Annotated in this window: 12 protein-coding genes; 8 read left to right on the top strand and 4 right to left on the bottom strand. The window is 67.4% G+C overall.

The genetic code is table 11. The annotated features are described in order from the left end of the window. Nucleotides 1-1,543: carboxylesterase/lipase family protein (locus tag HT136_RS25245; RefSeq protein WP_214202560.1), on the top strand; the 1,543-nt coding region annotated here is incomplete at its 5' end. 7 nt (nt 1,544-1,550) lie between these two features. Here the strand turns inward: HT136_RS25245 and HT136_RS25240 are convergent. Next, a complete protein-coding gene (locus HT136_RS25240) occupies nt 1,551-1,910 on the bottom strand; it encodes a cupin domain-containing protein (protein WP_214202561.1) in 360 nt (119 codons plus the stop codon). A gap of 35 nt (nt 1,911-1,945) precedes the next feature. Continuing rightward, nucleotides 1,946-3,250, bottom strand: coding sequence for a pectate lyase family protein (locus tag HT136_RS25235; protein ID WP_425516918.1), 1,305 nt, complete (start codon nt 3,248-3,250; stop codon nt 1,946-1,948). Between the two features lie 272 nt (nt 3,251-3,522). On the opposite strand from HT136_RS25235, the gene HT136_RS25230 reads away from it, so the two are divergent. Genes HT136_RS25230 through HT136_RS25220 form a run of 3 tightly spaced genes read left to right on the top strand, consistent with a single transcriptional unit; the run spans nt 3,523 to nt 9,014 of the window. Continuing rightward, nucleotides 3,523-6,318, top strand: coding sequence for a TonB-dependent receptor (locus HT136_RS25230; protein ID WP_214202558.1), 2,796 nt, complete (start codon nt 3,523-3,525; stop codon nt 6,316-6,318). A 43-nt stretch (nt 6,319-6,361) separates the two neighbouring features. Further along, entirely contained in the window at nt 6,362-7,366 is a 1,005-nt protein-coding gene (locus HT136_RS25225; protein ID WP_214202557.1) for an alpha/beta hydrolase, read from the top strand. 4 nt (nt 7,367-7,370) lie between these two features. Beyond that, complete coding sequence (locus HT136_RS25220) at nt 7,371-9,014, top strand: family 43 glycosylhydrolase (protein WP_214202556.1); 1,644 nt, start codon at nt 7,371-7,373, stop codon at nt 9,012-9,014. 85 nt (nt 9,015-9,099) lie between these two features. On the opposite strand, the gene rhaI is transcribed toward HT136_RS25220, so the two are convergent. Then, the gene (rhaI, locus tag HT136_RS25215; RefSeq protein WP_214202555.1) at nt 9,100-10,392 is read right to left on the bottom strand and encodes an L-rhamnose catabolism isomerase; all 1,293 of its coding nucleotides are present in this window, start codon (nt 10,390-10,392) and stop codon (nt 9,100-9,102) included. Between the two features lie 101 nt (nt 10,393-10,493). Further along, nucleotides 10,494-12,608, bottom strand: coding sequence for a bifunctional rhamnulose-1-phosphate aldolase/short-chain dehydrogenase (locus HT136_RS25210; RefSeq protein WP_214202554.1), 2,115 nt, complete (start codon nt 12,606-12,608; stop codon nt 10,494-10,496). Nucleotides 12,609-12,731: 123 nt separating this feature from the next. Between HT136_RS25210 and HT136_RS25205 the strand changes: the two genes are divergently transcribed. The 4 genes from HT136_RS25205 to HT136_RS25190 all read left to right on the top strand — a co-directional run. Beyond that, nucleotides 12,732-14,162: an FGGY-family carbohydrate kinase gene (locus tag HT136_RS25205; RefSeq protein ID WP_214202553.1), complete on the top strand. Its 1,431-nt coding sequence runs from the start codon at nt 12,732-12,734 to the stop codon at nt 14,160-14,162. Then, nucleotides 14,159-15,304: an FMN-dependent L-lactate dehydrogenase LldD gene (gene lldD, locus HT136_RS25200; protein WP_214202552.1), complete on the top strand. Its 1,146-nt coding sequence runs from the start codon at nt 14,159-14,161 to the stop codon at nt 15,302-15,304. The genes HT136_RS25205 and lldD overlap by 4 nt, the downstream gene beginning before the upstream one ends. Nucleotides 15,305-15,407: 103 nt before the next feature. Beyond that, nucleotides 15,408-16,535 carry an L-rhamnose/proton symporter RhaT gene (gene rhaT, locus HT136_RS25195; protein WP_214202551.1) on the top strand — a complete coding sequence of 376 codons (1,128 nt, stop codon included), beginning with the start codon at nt 15,408-15,410 and terminating at the stop codon, nt 16,533-16,535. A gap of 44 nt (nt 16,536-16,579) precedes the next feature. Further along, nucleotides 16,580-17,352: DeoR/GlpR family DNA-binding transcription regulator (locus HT136_RS25190; RefSeq protein ID WP_214202550.1), on the top strand; the 773-nt coding region annotated here is incomplete at its 3' end.

The raw sequence follows: 17,352 nt of genomic DNA, 5'->3' as shown, positions 1-17,352 counted from the left end.
CGCCAGCCGCCGCGCGGTGCTGGCGGGCGGAGCCGCCACCTTGGCAGCCAGTGCACCCGCCCTGCGGGCCGCCATGCCACGCGGGGCCATCGCGGGTCGCTATGCGGGGGTGATCGAGCAAGGCACTTGCGCCTTCCTGGGCATCCGCTATGGCCGCGCCGCCCGCTTCGCCCGCGCGCTGGCCGAACCCTATCCGCAAGCGCCCACCCCGGCCCGGCAGTTCGGCCCGCTCTGCCCGCAGCGCGCTCTTTCCGACCAGATGCAAAGCGAGGATTGCCTCTTCCTCAATATCTGGACGCCCGAAGCCGATCCGCGCGCGCGCCGCGCGGTCATGGTCTACTTCCACGGCGGGGCTTACACGACAGGCTCGGTCACCGATCCCCTCACCCACGGTGCGAAGCTGGCCGCGCAGGGCGATGTCGTGGTGGTCACCGTAAACCACCGCCTCAACGCGCTCGGCTATGCCTGGCTCAAGCCCTTCGGCCCGCGCTTCGCCGACAGCGGCAACCTCGGCCAGCTCGACCTCGTCCTCGCGCTCCACTGGGTGCGCGCGAATATCGCGGCGTTCGGCGGCGACCCGGCACGGGTCATGGTCTTCGGCCAGTCGGGCGGCGGGGCGAAGATCGCGACCCTCATGGCCATGCCCGCCGCGAAAGGCCTGTTCCACTGTGCCGCCACGATGAGCGGACAGCAGGTCCAGGCGAGTGGTCCAGCGCATGCCTGGCGCCGCACGCAGGCGCTCCTCACCGCGCTAAAGCTCGGCGCCCACGATGTCGAAAGCTTGCGCACGATGCCGGTCGAGCGGCTGGTCGAAGCGCTCGAGGCCACCGATCCCGTGATGGGCGCAGGGCCGCTTTACTTCGGGCCCGTGCTCGACATGACCAATCTGCCGCGCCACCCGTTCTGGCCCGACGCCGCGCCGCAGTCGCTCGGCGTTCCGATGATCCTGGGCAACACGCGCGAGGAGACCCGCGCCTTCCTCGACCCACGCGGGCCCAGGCTTGCCGGGCTCGACTGGGACAACCTGGCCGAACGGATCGGGCGCGAGATCAAGATCGACCTCGACCCCGTCTGGGTCACCGCGCAATACCGCGCCCACTTCCCCGACTGGAGCGCCGAGCGCATCTACTACGCAGCGACCACCGCCGGCCGATCCTGGCCGGGACAAGTGATCGAGGCCGACGAACGAGCCCGCGCCGGGGCCAGCGATACCTGGGTCTACCAACTCGACCGCCCTTCCCCGCGCGACCCCTTGCGCGGCGCCGCGCACACCGACGACATTCCCTATGTCTTCGGCACGCTTGACGCCCCGGGCAGCTATTCGGGCAGCGACGCCAAGGCCCGCGCGCTCAGCGCCGCGATGATGCGTGCCTTCACGAGCCTGGCCAGGACCGGCACGCCCGGGCGCGACGACTGGCCGCGCTATGCCCTGCCCGCGCGCACGACCATGATTTTCGACGATACGGTGCGCGCAAAGGACGATCCCCGCCGCTGGGAGCGCGAATTCTGGTCGCTCGCGCCCTACGTCCAGCCGGGGACCTGACGCCGCCTCATTCCTCCTTCGTGGCGGGCGGATTGGGATAGGCCACGATCAGCGAGAGGGGCTCCTCGCCGAGCTGGCGGATCCCCACCACCGCACCGGTGTAGAGATAGGCCGCCATGCCGGCGCGAACGCGCGCGCTTTGGCCGTCCGAGATCACCTCGCCCTCGCCCGAGAGCACGTAGTAGACCTCGTCGTGCGCGATGGGGTGTTCGCCGATGGCGCTGCCGGGATGCAGCACCCGGCGGCGGAACTCCATCGTGCGCGGCGAAGGCGCCGCGTCCGAAATGCGATAGGCGGTGCTCATGCCGATGGCCCCGTGCGGAGGGGCTTCCTCACGCACGGTATCGGCCTCGTCGATCACAGCCATCGGGGGCGCAGCGGCCAGCAGCAAGGCGGCCACGATCACTGCCGCATCGCCTTGTCGCGCGCCGAGAGCTTCTCCTGCGCGCCCGCCTTCTGCCCGGGATAGATGCCCGAGACCGGCGTCATCGTCACCATGTTCCAATCCTTCTCCACGAAAGGCGCACGCGTGGGCGCCGGATGCGGATAGCCGCCAACGACCTTCTCATCATCGAGGATCTCACCGCGTCCCTCGGCCACGAAGAACAGCACGCGGATGTCGTCCGGGGCACGGTCCCAGGGGCGTGCGCCGACGCTCGCAAGCAAGCTCGTCTCGAGGCCGTCGGCGGGCAGGATGTCGTAACCGTCAAGACCCGCCATCGGCGCATCCTTCTCGATCAGCCTTGCCTTCGTCACGCCATAGCGCCCGAACGTCGCTTCCGGGTTGCCCCAACGGTCGACCGCCTTGTTGTCCTTGCCGTAGAACGCAAGGTCGCCGTCACCGCCCAGCGTCAGGAACGGAAGGCCTGGCGCGGTCGAATTGCCCGCGCGCATCAGGTTGCCCACCGCCGTGATCTCGCCCGTGACGTAGTCATGGCCCGCCCATTCGAGGTTCATGAGGTTGTAGTGCACCGCGCGGTGGCCGGGATCGTAGATCATGTTGTTGATCATCAGGACCTGCGCGCCGCCCTTCACCAGCGGCGAGCGCTCCATGTTGTGCGCCCAAAGGTTGCGGTAGAAGGTAATGTTCGTGGCGTTGTCGTGGACCAGCGTGCCCTTCGAGTGCTCGCCCTTGGGGTGGCTCGCATCGGCGAGCCCCTCGGCGGCGAGGTTTTCGCGGAAGAGGATGTCGTGGCTGGTGCCCTTGCGCCAGTCGTTCACGGTATTGCCGGTGAAACGCGGCCCCGAAGCCGACATGTTCTCGTCGACCGCCCAGAAGAAACTGCAATGTTCGACGATCACGTTGTGCGCCGCAACGGTGGAGAAGGCGTCGGCCTCCCAGCCCGAAAGCTTTGGCTGGCCGTCGACCCCGGTCATGATCCGCAGATGGCTGAGGATGACGTCGTGGCCCTTGAGGTCGATGCCCCCCCGGATGATCGTGATGCCCGGCGAAGGCGCGGTTTGCCCGGCGATCGTGGCGTAAGGCTCGGCAATCTCGAGCACCGAGCGTTCGAGGTCGATCACCCCGCCCACCTCGAACACGATCACGCGTTTGCCCTTGGTGGCGAGCGCCGCCGCGAGCGATCCCGGACCGTCCTTGGCGAGCGTGGTCACGCGGACGACTCGCCCGCCCTCCCCGCCGTGCGTCGGCTCCACCGGAGCGGCGAAAGCGGCCCCGGACACAGCGCAACCGGACAGCGCGATCAGCGTCAAACGGCGAGCATGCTTGCGCAAATTCAAATCACATCTCCCACTTCGTTCATCTTCTTGACAGGATGGGTGCCCTGCGCTCATAACAATGACACCGGTTACCAAAGAGGGCAATACCCGAGAACGGAATACCGGAGCGGTGGAACTCTCCGCTGCAAGTGGGCGCTGCAAGGCGCCGGGAGACGATGCAATGCCAGGAACGCGAGGCGACACGCGCGTTTCTGACACCGGTAACATAAGGCTAATGAGCCAAGTGAGGGGATGAGGCCATGCGCAAGCATGTAACGAGGATTTCACTAGTCAAGAGCGCCTTGGCGGCGACCAGCGCGCTCGCGCTTCCGCAGATGGCTCTCGCCCAGGACGTGGCCGGCGATGCCACCGGCACCGTCGATCCCGAAGCGATCATCGTGACCGGCTACCGCCAGTCTCTCGATGCCGCGATCAACGTCAAGCGCGAGTCGATCGGCGCGGTCGACGCGATCGTCGCCGAGGACATCGCCAAGTTCCCCGACCAGAACCTGGCCGAATCGCTCCAGCGCATCCCCGGCATCTCGATCCAGCGCGATGCGGGCGAAGGGCGCGCGATCACCGTGCGTGGCCTCGGCGCGCAGTTCACCCGCGTGCGCGTCAACGGCATGGAAACGATCGCCACCTCGACCGATGGCGCCTCGGCCAACCGCGACCGTGCCTTCGACTTCAACGTCTTCGCGTCCGAGCTGTTCAGCTCGATCGTCGTCCACAAGACCGCCGAGGCTGCGCTCGACGAAGGTTCGCTGGGCGCCGTGGTCGATCTCAACACCGGCGCGCCCTTGCAGGGTAAGTCGGGCTTCACCGCCGTCGCCTCGGCGCAGGGGCGCTACAACGATCTCTCGAAGGACGTCGACCCGCGCCTTGCCGGGCTCGTCGCCTGGGTGAACGAGGACCACACGTTCGGGGTATCGGCTTCGGTCGCCTGGTCGGACTACACGACGCTCGAGTTGGGCAACAACTCGGTGCGCTGGGCGCAGGCACCGTTCCGTTCGGTCAACGGCGAGACCTGCATGAGCGGGTCGAACTTCGTCGCCAACCCTTCCGATGCCTGCATCGAGGTGGCCGAAGCCTTTCACCCGCGCATCCCGCGCTACGGCCTCGTCAGCCACGACCGCGAGCGCCTGGGTGCCACCGGCTCGATCCAATGGGAGCCGACCGAGGACACCAAGCTCTCGATCGACGGTCTCTATTCGCGCTTCAAGGAAAACCGCGACGAATACTGGGGCGAAGTCCTGCTGCGCAGCAACGAGAAGAGCATCGACGTCTCGAACTACGTGATCGACGCCGACAACAATCTGATCTCGGCCGATCTCGACAACGTCTACGTGCGCACCGAACGCTACCACCGCGAAAGCCAGACCGAGTTCTACCAGCTCTCCGCCCGGCTCGAGCAGCGCCTCTCGGATACCGTCAAGGTCAACCTGCTGGGCGGCTTTTCCAAGTCGCAGGCCGACATCCCGGTCGAGACGACGATCGCCTTCGACGACCGCGACGCCACGGGCTACCACTACGACTATTCGGACATGAAGTCGCCGCTGCTGACCTTCGGCAGTTCGATCACCGATCCCAGCGCCTTCGAATTCGCCGAATTCCGCGACCGCCCCTCCTACCTTACCAACAAGTTCAAGACCTTCTCGGGCGATGTGGACTGGGACGTCACCGACAACTTCAAGTTGTTGGCGGGCGGGTTCTTCCGTCAGTTCGACTTCAGCACGGTGGGCTACCGTCGCGACGCGACCTACTGCTCGGCCTTCACCTGCGCTTCGGGCACCAACGGCGCACCCGTGACCAGCGACCTGGCCGATATCTTCGAGCTGGGCAACGCGGGCCAGCCCTCGGGCAACACCAACGCCTGGGTCGTGCCCAACCTCGATGCCGCCACCGACTTCGTCGACCTCTACAACCGCGAAGCCGTGCTCCAGCAAGGCGAAACGCGCGAGGTGACCGAGAAGACCATGGGCGGCTGGTTCATGACCCAGTTCGAGACCGAACTGTTCGGCATGCGCCTCAACGGCAACGCCGGCGTGCGCTACGCCAAGACCAAACAGTCGTCCTCGGGCTATACCGACGGGACCTATGTCACGGTCAAGCGCGACTACGACGACTTCCTGCCCTCGTTCAACCTGAACCTCTACCCGGCCGACAACGTGATCCTGCGCGGCGCGATCGCCAAGGTAATCACCCGTCCGACGCTGGGCAGCCTGACCCCTGGCGGTTCGGTCGACCAGTTCAACTTCCGCGTCAGCTCGGGCAATCCGTTCCTCGATCCCTACCGCGCGACGACTTACGACCTCGCGGCCGAATGGTACTTTGCCCCCGGCGCGCTGGCTTCGGTCGCGGTCTTCGCGAAGGACATCGTCAGCTTCCCGATTTCGACCTCGCTTCAGGGCACTTATGCCGACAGCGGGTTGCCGATCTCGCTGCTGACGCCGGGCACGCCTGCCTACGAGGCGGTCGTCGGCGGCAGCGATCCGAACCGCCAGTTCGAATTCCGCACCACCGGCAACGGCCCCGGCGCGAACCTGAAGGGCATCGAGCTCTCGCTGCAACTGCCCTTCTCGACCTTCTCGGAAACGCTTCGCCACTTCGGCGTGCTCGCCAACCTGACGCTGGTGAAGAGCGACGTCGACTACTCGGTCGCGGGCGCGCTGGTCTATGACCCGACCACCAACAAACTGGTCGCGGTGGCCAACGGAGACTACGTCCAGCCGCTGCTCGGCCTTGCCAAGCGTTCGTGGAACGGCACGGCCTACTACGACGACGGCAAGTTCTCGGTGCGTGGCTCGGTCGCCTACCGCAGCGGCTACAACGACAGCACGAGCGGCAACAACAACGTGTTCGAGGGCTATGGCAGTTCCCTGAACGTCGACGCCTCGATCCGCTACAAGTTCACCGACCACATCGAGGTCTCGCTCGAGGGCACCAACCTCACCGACAACTATCGCTATCGCTACACCGACCTCGCAGCGAACCGCAATTACGAGAACAACCACTATGGCCGCACCTTCCTGTTCGGTGCGCGCTTCAGCTACTGATCGGGTGAAGTAGCCTGATGCTCCGGGACAAGGGACAGACGCCATGATCCTCGACCGCCGGTCGTTCGTGTCCGCCTCCCTCGTCTCGGGGCTTGCATTCGGTGCAGGCAAAGCCAGCGCCCAGACCCCGCCCCCACGCGCGGACAGCCCGCGCGCGCCAGGCCTGCCGCAGCCCGTCGAGACCATCGACCTGTGGCCGGCGGGCGCGCCGGGCTTGCCCGCAACACCGCCGATTGAAACGGTCACCGAACGTTCGCAGAGCGATCTCGTCACCGACCGCGCGGTCGCGGGCATCAGCTGCCCGCGCCTGGTGGTGTTCCGACCCGACCGCCCCAATGGTGGCGCCGTACTGTTGACTCCGGGTGGCGGCTACAAGCACGTCGTGGTCGACAAGGAAGGCTTCGAGATGGCGCGCTGGCTCTGCGCGCGTGGCTTCACCGCCTTCGTCCTGTTCTATCGCCTGCCTGGCGAGGGTTGGGCGAACCGGGCCGACGTTCCCCTCGCCGACGCGCAGCGCGCAATGCGTCTCATCCGCCAGCGCGCTCGTGAATTCGCCATTTCCCCCGAACGGGTCGCGGCGATGGGCTTTTCGGCCGGAGGGCATCTCTGCGCCGATCTTGCCGCGCGTTTCGCCGCGCACGTCTACGCCCCGATCGATGCCGCCGACACGCTGTCCGCGCGGCCCTTCTGCGCCGCGCCCGTCTACCCCGTGGTGTCGATGGATCCGGCCATCGCGCATGCCGGTTCGCGCGACCTCCTGCTCGGCCCCGCGCCCTCGGACGGCCTTGCGACGGCGCATTCCCCCGATCGCAACGTGCCCGCCGATGCCCCGCCCCACTTCCTCCTCCACGCCGAGGACGACGACGTCGTGCCGGTCGACAACACGCTGCGCCTGCGCGCGGCGCTGAAGGCGCGCGCCGTGCCCGTGGAAACCCATCTTTTCGCCCATGGCGGGCACGGCTTCGGACTGCGCACGACGATCGGCAAACCGGTCGAGGCCTGGCCCGAACTGTGGCGCGCCTGGGCCCGCAGCACGGGATTTGGATGAAACGATGACCTTGAACAGACGCGATGCGCTCAAGGCGGGGGCTCTCAGCGCAGTCGCTCTGGCGGCGCCGACCGGCTCGGCCGCCGCAGCCGGGGCGGGCGAACCTCCTCTCCTCCCGCCCGCCCCGGCAACTGGCCAGGGGGCCTCGCCCCGCTGGCGGCGCGGGCGCGACAACCAGCGCGTGGCCGACCTCGGCAACGGCACCTTCCTCAACCCCGTGCTCTCGGGCGACCGGCCCGACCCGGCGGTGCTCAAGGACGGCGAGGATTACTACCTCACCTTTTCAAGCTTCGATTCCTACCCCGGCCTCACCATCTGGCACAGCCGCGACCTGGTGAACTGGCAACCCCGCCAGCCCGCGCTCACTCGCAACATCGGCTCGGTCTGGGCGGTGAGCCTGGAAAAGCACGCCGGGCGCTATTTCCTCTACATCCCGGTCAAGGCCGAACCCAACGACATTTTCGTCATCACGGCCCAACACATCGACGGCCCCTGGAGCGATCCCGTCCCGCTCGGCCTCCACGACCACATCGACCCGTGCCATGCGGTGGGCGAGGACGGTTCGCGCTGGCTGTTCCTCTCGGGCGGAGACCGGGTCCGCCTGTCGGACGACGGGCTGTCGCTCGCCGGCGAAGTCGAGCATGTCTACGATCCCTGGCGCTATCCCGAAGACTGGGACGTCGAAGGCTTTTCGCCCGAGGGTCCCAAGATCCATCGCCATGGCGACTGGTTCTACATGCTGACTGCGGTCGGCGGCACCGCCGGCCCGCCGACCGGCCACATGGTCATCGCCGCCAGGTCGCGCTCGATCCACGGTCCCTGGCAGCACCACCCCGGCAATCCGCTGGTGCGCACCCGGAGCCAGGACGAGGCCTGGTGGTCGCGCGGCCACGCCTCCTTGGTGGAAGGCCCAGACACGCGCTGGTACGCGCTCTACCATGGATACGAAGCCGATTTCTGGACGCTCGGGCGCCAGTGCCTGCTCGACACCGTGACCTGGGACGCCGACGACTGGTTCCATATGACCGGCGGTGATCTGGCCCACCCCCTGCCCGCTCCCGAAGGCGGCTCCGCGCTGCCCCACGGCATGGCGCTGTCCGACGACTTTGGTGCTCCCCTCGCGCTCGGCACGCGCTGGTCGTTCTTCCGTCCCGTGCCCGAGGAAGCCGCGCGCTGTCGCAGCGTGGAGGGCGTACTCCATTTCGCCGCGAAGGGGCTCGCCCCCTCGAGCGGCTCGCCGCTGCTGCTGATCGCGGGCGACACCAGCTACCGCTTCGAATGCGACATCGAGATCGACCCGGGCTGCACCGCGGGCCTCGTCCTGTTCTACGACGACAAGCTCTACGCCGGACTTGGCTTCGACGCAGGGCGCTTCGTCACGCACCAGTACGGGATCGAGCGCGCGCGCCCTGCGAACCCCCACGGCCGCCGCATGAAGATGCGGATCACCAACCGACGCCACATCGTCGCGATCCACACCTCAGGCGATGGCGGCAAGACCTGGCAGCGCTTCGATCGCGGCATGGAAGTCTCGGGCTACCACCACAATGTGCGGGGCGGGTTCCTGATGCTGCGCCCGGGCCTCTACGCGGCCGGGCAAGGCGAGGCGCGCTTTCGCGACTTTCGCTACACCGCCCTCGCGGACTGACCAGCCCGCGAGCGCGGCATGAAAAAAGGGGGGAAGCGCGGTCGGCGCCCCCCCCCTTCTTCGTATTTCGTCCTGTCGGACCGGATCAGACGATACCGGCGCCCAGACCCACCGCCTTGCGCTCCTGCGCCTTGCGGTCGCGGTAGCGGCTCTCGCGGTAGACGCCCAGCACGTCGATCGCGCCGCCCGCCTCGAGACGCGCCTTGGCGAGGATCGGCGCGACATCGACGTTGTAGGCGCGGCGCAGCGCCTGGAAGGCCATCATCGTGTCATTGGCTTCCTGCGCGAGGTGGAGCCCCTCGCGGTCGACCAGCAGCGCCTTGGCGTAGCACGACCCGATTGCCTCGGCCGAACTCATCATCGACTCGATCGGATCGGTCACGTTGTGCGACTGGTCGATCATGTAGCTGGGGTTGAAGCCGTCACGCGGATTCAGCTCGGCCTCGACCAGTTCGTTGAAGACGAGGAACAGCTGGTGCGGATTGATCGAGCCCGAATCGAGGTCGTCGTCGCCGTACTTGCTGTCGTTGAAGTGGAAGCCGCCCAGCTTGCCGAAGCGGTGCAGGCGCGCCACGATCTGCTCGATGTTGACGTTGGGCGCGTGGTGGCCAAGGTCGACGAGGCACTTGGCCTTGGGGCCCAGCTCCTGCGCGGCGAGGATCGAGGAACCCCAGTCCTGGATCACGGTCGAGTAGAAGGCCGGTTCGAACATCTTGTGCTCGAGCAGCATGCGCCAGTCGTCGGGCAGCGCGGCGTAGACCTGGCTCGCGGCCTCGAGGTAGCGGTCGAGGCTGCGCCCCAGGTCCTGCTGGCCAGGGAAGTTGGTGCCATCGCCGACCCACACGGTGAGGTCGGTGGAGCCGAGCTGCTTGCCGATCTCGATGCACTCGATGTTGTGCTCGACCGCCTGCGCGCGGGTGGCCGCGACCGTCGAGGAGAGCGAACCGGTGGCGTAGGTCTGCGCCTGGTCCTTCTGGTCCTGGAAGGTGTTCGAGTTCACCGCGTCGAAGCCGAGGCCCAGGCTCGCCGCTTCCTCGCGCAGCGCGCCGTAGTCGGAAACCTTGTCCCAGGGGAAGTGCGGCGAGACGCGCGGGGTCAGGCGCGAGAGCTGGTTGATGACCGCGCAGTCCTCGAGCTTCTCGTGGATCGAGGTCGGCTCGCCGGGGATCGGGAACTTGGCAAAGCGCGTACCGCCGCGCCCCGCGCCCCACGAGGGTACCGCGACGGAGAAGTCCGCCACGCGGTTCTTGATCGTGTCGATATCGATACCGGCACGCTCGAGCTTGCGGCCAAGTGCGCCATATTCGTCCTCGAGCGCGTCCATCTCGCGGGCGTTGGCCTCGGCGATCAGTTCGTCGGAAATCGGCAGGTTGGTCATGGAATTCGTCCTCTCAGGTCCGGCTTCACCGGATCGTCTTGCATGGCGTTGAAGGCGCCCGTGGCGCCCCGGTCAAGAGGGGCGCCGCGGGTCACGTTCGATCAGCGGGTGAAGGCCTGCGCGTTGCCGGCATCCACGTTGACCATGTTGCCGGTCGACTTGGCCGACATGTCCGAGGCCAGGAAGTAGACCGCCTCGGCAATGTCGGAGGGCAGCACGTCGCGACCCAACATCGAGCGCTTGCGGTAGTGCTCTTCCAGCGCGGCGCCGGAGTCGATGCCATAAGCGCCCGCGCGCTCCTTGCGCCAGTCGCCGTCCCAGATCTTGCTGCCCTTGATGACCGCATCGGGATTGACGGTGTTGACGCGAATGCCCGCCGGAGCGCCCTCGAGCGCCAGGCAGCGCGCCAGGTGGTTCGCCGCCGCCTTGGCCGAAGCGTAGGCGCTGGCGTTGGTGGCGGCGGCCACTGCGTTCTTCGAGCCGATGAAGACGACCGACGAACCGCCCTGGTCCTTCATGCGCTTCAGCAGCGGCCAGGCGGCACGGCTGGTGAGGAAGTAGCCCTGGGCCAGCACGTCGTAGTTGCGGTCCCACAGCTCGATGGTGGTTTCCTCGATCGGCGCCGAGGAGGCGATGCCTGCGTTGGCGACGAGGATGTCGAGGCCGCCGAATTCGCGGGCACAGGCGGCGAAGGCCTCGGCGACCTGCGCCTCGTCGGTCACGTCGCACACCGTGGCGCGCACCACGTCCTTGCCGAACTGCTTCGCAAAACCGGCGCGCACTTCCTCGATTGCATCGGCCGCGCGGTCAGCCAGCATGACGCAGGCGCCATCGGCCATCAGGCGCGCCGCCGTCGCAGCCCCGATGCCACCCGCGCCGCCGGTGACCAGCGCAATGCGGCCGACCAGCGGCTTGGGCGCGGGCATGCGCTGGAGCTTGGCTTCCTCGAGCAGCCAGTACTCGATGTCGAAGGCTTCCTGCTCGTCGAGCGCGATGTATTCGCCGATCGCCTCGGCGCCGCGCATCACGTTGATCGCGTTGCCGTAGAATTCCCCGGCCAGGCGCGCGGTGGTCTTGTCCGTGGCGAAAGTGATGCGACCGACGCCCGGCACCAGCACGACGACCGGGTTGGCATCGCGCATCGCGGGCGAGTTGGGGCGCTTGCAGCGCTCGTAATACGCCGCATAAAGGTCGCGGTAATCGGCGATCTTCTGCGCAAGATAGTCATCGTCGGAAAGCTTTGCCGGATCGAGCGTGAGCGGCGCGATCTTGGTGCGCAGGAAATGGTCCGGGCACGAGGTGCCGAGCGCGGCGAGGCGTTCGAACTCGGCCGAGTTCACGAACTCGAGCGCTTCGGCGTCATCCGAAAAATGACCGACCTTACGCCGCGCACCGGTCATGAGACCACGAAGGCGCGGCATAAGGTCGGCAGCAATGGCCGCCCGGTCGGAGGAGAGATTGTGGACCGGACCGCCGAAAGCGGGTTTTTCGGAAAGCTTGGCGTTGAGGTAGTTCGCGGCATCCGCGATCAACTCGACGGTGTGTTCGTAGCAGGCCTTGGCGCTGTCGGCCCAGCAGATGATGCCATGACCGGCCAGCATCACGCCTTCGACATGCGGGTTGGCCGCGACGTATTCGCGCAGCATGACGCCCAGCGTGTAGCCCGGGCGCTTCCACGGCAGCCAGCCGATCTTGCCGCCCCAGATTTCCTGCGTGGCAGCTTCGCCGTTCGAGGAGGCCGCCAGCGCGATGATCGCGTCGGGGTGAACGTGGTCGACGTGCGCGAAGGGCAGCTGCGAGTGCAGCGGGGTGTCGATCGAGGCCGCGCGGCCGTTGAGGTTGTAGGTGCAGTGCGGCAGGAAGCCGACCATCTTGTCGTCGTCCTCAGGGCCCGCGTAGTGCGCCTGGAGGCCGAGCAGCTTGTCCATGTAGAGCGTCGCAAAACCATCGAGCTTCATCGAGCCGATGTCGCCGCCCGAACCCTTGACCCAGAGCACTTCGACGCTCTCGCCGGTGAGCGGATCGGTCTCGGTCAGCTTGGCCGAAGTGTTGCCGCCACCAAAGTTCGTGACAGTGAGGTCCGAACCCAGCAGGTTCGAACGGTAAAGCAGCAGTTCGGCGGGGCTGAGCGTCGCGGCGTGCGCGTCGTCCCAGCGGCTCGACGGAACAGCGAAGGGAATGGCAGCCGTACGAGCGGGGGCAGTAAGCGTATCCATGGTCATCCTCTCGAAAGAATCACTCTTTTCATCTTCGATCTAATCCGATACTAAACGATCAAATGCAATCACACAACACCATCTTCGAGCATGGTGGGACGGCATGGGAGAGTTTGAGAGCTTATGACGGCCAAAGGCACATTCATCGTCGTCGACATCGGCAAGACCCTGAGCAAGCTGTCCTTGTGGACGCGCGAGGGCACGATGGTCGACCGCCAGGTGCGCCCCAACGAAACCCATGAAATCGATGGAATCCGTCGCCTCGACGCCACCGGGATCGGCAACTGGATTCGCGCGACGCTGCGCGGCTGGGCCGATCATCCGGTCGAGAAATTGATCCCGGTCGCCCATGGTGCCGGCTTCGTCGCGCTGGGCGGCGAAAGCGGGTGCGAGGGCGCCCTCTTCGCGCCGGTCGACTACGAACAGTCGCCGCCCGAAGAGGTCATGTCCGACTACCGCCGCGCGCGCGATCGCTTCACGCTGACCGGTTCGCCCGCCCTGCCCGACGGCCTGAACCTGGGGGCGCAAGTCTTCTGGATGGACCGCCACTATCCCGAGACCATGGCCGGCGCGACACTCGTGCCCTGGGCGCAGTACTGGGCCTGGTTCCTGACCGGCATCGCCGTCAGCGAGACCACCAGCCTGGGTTGCCACACCGACTTGTGGTGCCCGGTCGAGGGCACCTTCTCGCCCCTGGCCCAGAAGCAGGGCTGGGCCACTCGGTTCGCCCCCGTCAAGCGAGCGGGCGACGTGGTGGGCACGCTGCGCGCGGACCTCGCCGCCGAGACCGGACTTCCCGCCGAGGCGCAGGTGCTTGCCGGCATCCACGATTCGAACGCCGCCCTCCTCGCCGCGCGCGGCTTTCCCGAGATCGCCGACGCCGAGGCGACGATCCTTTCCACCGGCACCTGGTTCATTGCCATGCGCCTTGCCCGCGAGCCCGTTTCACTGGCCAGCCTGCCCGAGGCGCGCGACACGCTCGTCAACGTCGATGCCTATGGCGAGCCGGTGCCTTCGGCGCGCTTCATGGGCGGGCGCGAGATCGAGCAGATCATCCAGATCGACACCCGCCGCGTCGATATCCGTCCCGACCAGCCCAAGCTCATGGCCGCCGTGCCCGGCCTGCTCGCGCGCGGGACGATGATGATGCCCACACTCGCGCCGGGCTTCGGGCCCTTCCCCAACGGGCAGGCGCAGTGGGTAGACCGCCCAGAAGAATGGGCGGGCACCTGGTACGCCCGGCGCGCGGCCATCTGCCTCTACGCCGCGATGGTGGCCGACACCGCGCTCGACCTGATCGGCGCCAAGGAGACGCTGCTGATCGAGGGCCGCTTCGCCGAGGCCGAAGTCTTCGTGCGCGCGCTTGCCGCGCTGCGGCCACATACGAAGGTCTACCTCGCCAATGCGCACAACGACGTCTCGTTCGGTGCGCTGCGCCTCGTCGATCCCGGGCTCGAGGCGCGCGGCGGCCTCACCCGCGTCGAACCGCTCGAAGGCGACCTCGCGGCCTACCGCGCGCGCTGGCACGCCCACATGCGGCAGGTTGCCGCATGATCACCGCATCCGTTCCCGATTTCCGCGAGGCGGCGCGCCGTCGCCTGCCGCGTTTCCTGTTCGAATATATCGACGGCGGCTCCTACGCCGAGGCGACGCTGCGCCGCAACGTCTCGGACCTTGCCGAACTGGCCCTGCGCCAACGCGTGCTGCGCGACGTTTCGCAGCTCGACCTTTCGACCGAGCTGTTCGGCCAGAAGGTCGCGCTGCCCCTCGCCCTCGCCCCGATCGGGCTTGCCGGGCTCAACGCAAGGCGCGGCGAATGCCAGGCGGTGCGCGCGGCCGAGGCGGCGGGCGTGCCTTTCACGCTTTCGACCGTGGGCGCCTGCACCATCGGCGAAGTCGCCAAGGCCGCCAGCAAACCGTTCTGGTTCCAGCTCTACATGATCCGCGACCGCGCATTCATGAAGGACCTGCTGGTCCAGGCGCGCGAGGCGGGATGCTCCACCCTCGTCTTCACCGTCGACATGCCCGTGCCCGGCAGCCGCTACCGCGACTACCACACCGGCCTTGCCGGCTCGGGCGGGCTCAAGGGTGCGCTGTGGCGGACCGGCCAGGCCATGATGCGCCCCGGCTGGGCCTGGGACGTGGGCCTCAACGGGCGCCCCCACACGCTGGGCAACGTCGCGCCCGTGCTCAAGGGCAACACCGGGATCGAGGACTTCTTCGCCTGGATGCGCAACAACTTCGACCCCTCGATCAACTGGCGCGACCTGGATTTCATCCGCGCCGAATGGAACGGGCCGCTCGTGATCAAGGGCATCCTCGACCCTGAGGATGCCAAGGAGGCCGCCGAACTGGGCGCGGACGGCATCGTCGTTTCGAACCACGGCGGGCGCCAGCTCGACGGCGTTCTCTCCAGCGCGCGCGCGCTGCCCCCGATCGCCGACGCGGTGGGTGACCGGCTCACCGTGCTTGCCGATGGCGGCATCCGCTCGGGTCTCGACGTAGTGCGCATGCTGGCGCTGGGCGCCAAGGGGGTCCTGCTCGGCCGCGCCTGGGCCTGGGCGCTGGGCGCAGATGGCGAAGCGGGCGTGCTCAAGATGCTGCGCCTGATCGAAGCCGAGATGCGCGTCGCCATGGCGCTGACCGGCACCACCCGCATCGCCGAGATCGACGCCAGCGTGATCGCGCGCGTCTGACCCGTTCTACCGGGGTGCGGGCCTTGTCCCGTACCCCCAAGGGCCCGCCCGTCCAAGAGGCAGGCCCATACCAACACGAACAAACCGAGAGGAACCGCAAGTCATGGGCCCAAATCCCGCCCTGGGTGTCATCTTCCACTGGATCGGCGGTTTCGCCTCGGCCAGTTTCTACGTGCCCTATAAGCGCATCAAGCTGTGGTCCTGGGAGATCTTCTGGCTGGCGGGAGGTCTGTTCTCCTGGGCCATCGCCCCCTGGCTCTTCGCCTCGCTGCGCACCGAGAACTTGCTTGGCGTTCTTTCCCAGACGCCCACCGAAACGCTCTGGTGGTGCTGGTTCTGGGGCGCGCTCTGGGGCTTTGGCGGGCTCACCTTCGGGCTCACCATGCGCTATCTCGGCCTCTCGCTCGGCATGGCGGTGGCGCTTGGCATCACCACCGTGATCGGCACGCTCGGGCCGCCGATCTACCACGGCACGATCGGCGCCGTCGCCGCCAGCCTCAGCGGCCAATTGACCCTGCTCGGCATTCTCGTCACGCTTGTCGGCATCGTCGTCGTCGCCTTTGCCGGACACAGCAAGGACGCCGAACTCGGCGAGGCCGCAAGCGAGGGCGTCGCCGAATTCAACTTGCGCAAGGGCATCCTCATCGCCCTTTTCTCGGGCGTGATGTCGGGCTGCTTCGCCTGGGGCCTCGCCGCCGGCGAGCCGATCCGCCAGTTGACCCTGGCTGCGGGCACCGACCCCCTGAACCAGGGCCTTCCGGTGCTCTGCGTGGTGCTGGCGGGCGGCCTCACCACCAACGCGATCTGGTGCGCCTGGCTGATCATGCGCAACAAGAGCTTCGGCCAGTTCTTCGGCGCGGTCGCCGATCCCGCGGCCATCGCGGACGCGGGCGCGGGCTCGGATCCTCACACCCCCTCGCCCGTCAGCCAGCGCGCGCCGCTCCTCGTCAACTACCTGCTCGCCGCGCTCGGCGGGACGCTGTGGTACTTCCAGTTCTTCTTCTACACCATGGGCGAGAGCCAGATGGGACGCTTCGGGTTTTCCTCGTGGACGCTGCACATGGCCTCGATCATCCTCTTTTCCACGCTCTGGGGCTTCGCGCTCAAGGAATGGAAGGGCGCCAGCACGCGCACCCGCACGATGGTGTGGGCGGGCATTGCGCTTCTCATCGGGGCGACCGGCATCATCGGGCTGGGCAACATGCTCGATAGCGGTGGCGTGGTCCACTGAGAGCGGGCATAGGCGGGGGCGAGACCAAGATGTATGGCAGGGTGATGCATTCGCAAGAACGGGAAAGACTGATCCTCGAGGCGCTGACGCCGACCGGCTTCGTGACCTATCGCGAGCTGGAAGCGCGCATCGATGCCTCTCCGGCGACGATCCGGCGTGACCTCACGCGCCTCGAGGAGTCGGGCCGCATCGAGCGCGTCCACGGCGGTGCCAGGTTGCCCGACGAGGCCGCCGGCTCGGGCCCTCCCGGCCTGCTCGGCACGCCCTTCGTCCAGGCGATCACGCAGCACCTGCCCGCCAAGCAGGCGATCGGTCGTGCCGCCGCGCGGATGTGCTCGCCCGGCGAGGGCATCATGATCGACGGCGGCACCACCACGCTGCAGATGTGCGCCCATCTGGCCGGCAAGAACCTGCAGGTGCTCACCAATTCGCTGCACATCGTTGATGCCCTGCTGCCGCTGCCCGACACGCGCGTGCTGCTGCCCTCGGGCATGGTCTTTCGCGAGCAGAACATCGTGCTGGCGCCTGCGGGCGAGCATTCGATGCCGCGCTTCCACGCGCCCAAGCTGTTCATGGGCGCGGCCGCCGTCGGCCCGCAGGGCGTCATGCAGCACGACGTGATCCTCGTCGCGGCCGAACGCCGTTTCATGGATCAGGCCGAGCAGGTCATCTTGATGGTGGACAGTTCGAAGTTCACCTCATCCTCGGGCGCGATCGTGTGCGGGCTCGAGGAGATCGACGTCCTCATCACCGACGCCGGCATTCCCGAGAGCGCACGCGAAAGCGTCGAGGCGGCGGGCGTCACGCTCGTCATCGC

Source organism: Novosphingobium profundi, from assembly GCF_018491765.1.
Taxonomy (GTDB): Bacteria; Pseudomonadota; Alphaproteobacteria; order Sphingomonadales; family Sphingomonadaceae; genus Novosphingobium; species Novosphingobium profundi.
Note: the sequence above shows the minus strand (reverse complement) of the source record. Positions and strands in the feature narration are given on the sequence as shown.

What these genes read in the sequence shown, in the direction of transcription:
- HT136_RS25230 (WP_214202558.1), top strand. Translation starts at nt 3,523, where the DNA reads ATGCGCAAGCATGTAACGAGGATTTCACTAGTCAAGAGCGCCTTGGCG.
- rhaT (WP_214202551.1), top strand. Translation starts at nt 15,408, where the DNA reads ATGGGCCCAAATCCCGCCCTGGGTGTCATCTTCCACTGGATCGGCGGT.
- HT136_RS25220 (WP_214202556.1), top strand. Translation starts at nt 7,371, where the DNA reads ATGACCTTGAACAGACGCGATGCGCTCAAGGCGGGGGCTCTCAGCGCA.
- lldD (WP_214202552.1), top strand. Translation starts at nt 14,159, where the DNA reads ATGATCACCGCATCCGTTCCCGATTTCCGCGAGGCGGCGCGCCGTCGC.
- HT136_RS25210 (WP_214202554.1), bottom strand. Translation starts at nt 12,608, where the DNA reads ATGGATACGCTTACTGCCCCCGCTCGTACGGCTGCCATTCCCTTCGCT.
- HT136_RS25240 (WP_214202561.1), bottom strand. Translation starts at nt 1,910, where the DNA reads ATGGCTGTGATCGACGAGGCCGATACCGTGCGTGAGGAAGCCCCTCCG.
- HT136_RS25205 (WP_214202553.1), top strand. Translation starts at nt 12,732, where the DNA reads ATGACGGCCAAAGGCACATTCATCGTCGTCGACATCGGCAAGACCCTG.
- HT136_RS25225 (WP_214202557.1), top strand. Translation starts at nt 6,362, where the DNA reads ATGATCCTCGACCGCCGGTCGTTCGTGTCCGCCTCCCTCGTCTCGGGG.
- rhaI (WP_214202555.1), bottom strand. Translation starts at nt 10,392, where the DNA reads ATGACCAACCTGCCGATTTCCGACGAACTGATCGCCGAGGCCAACGCC.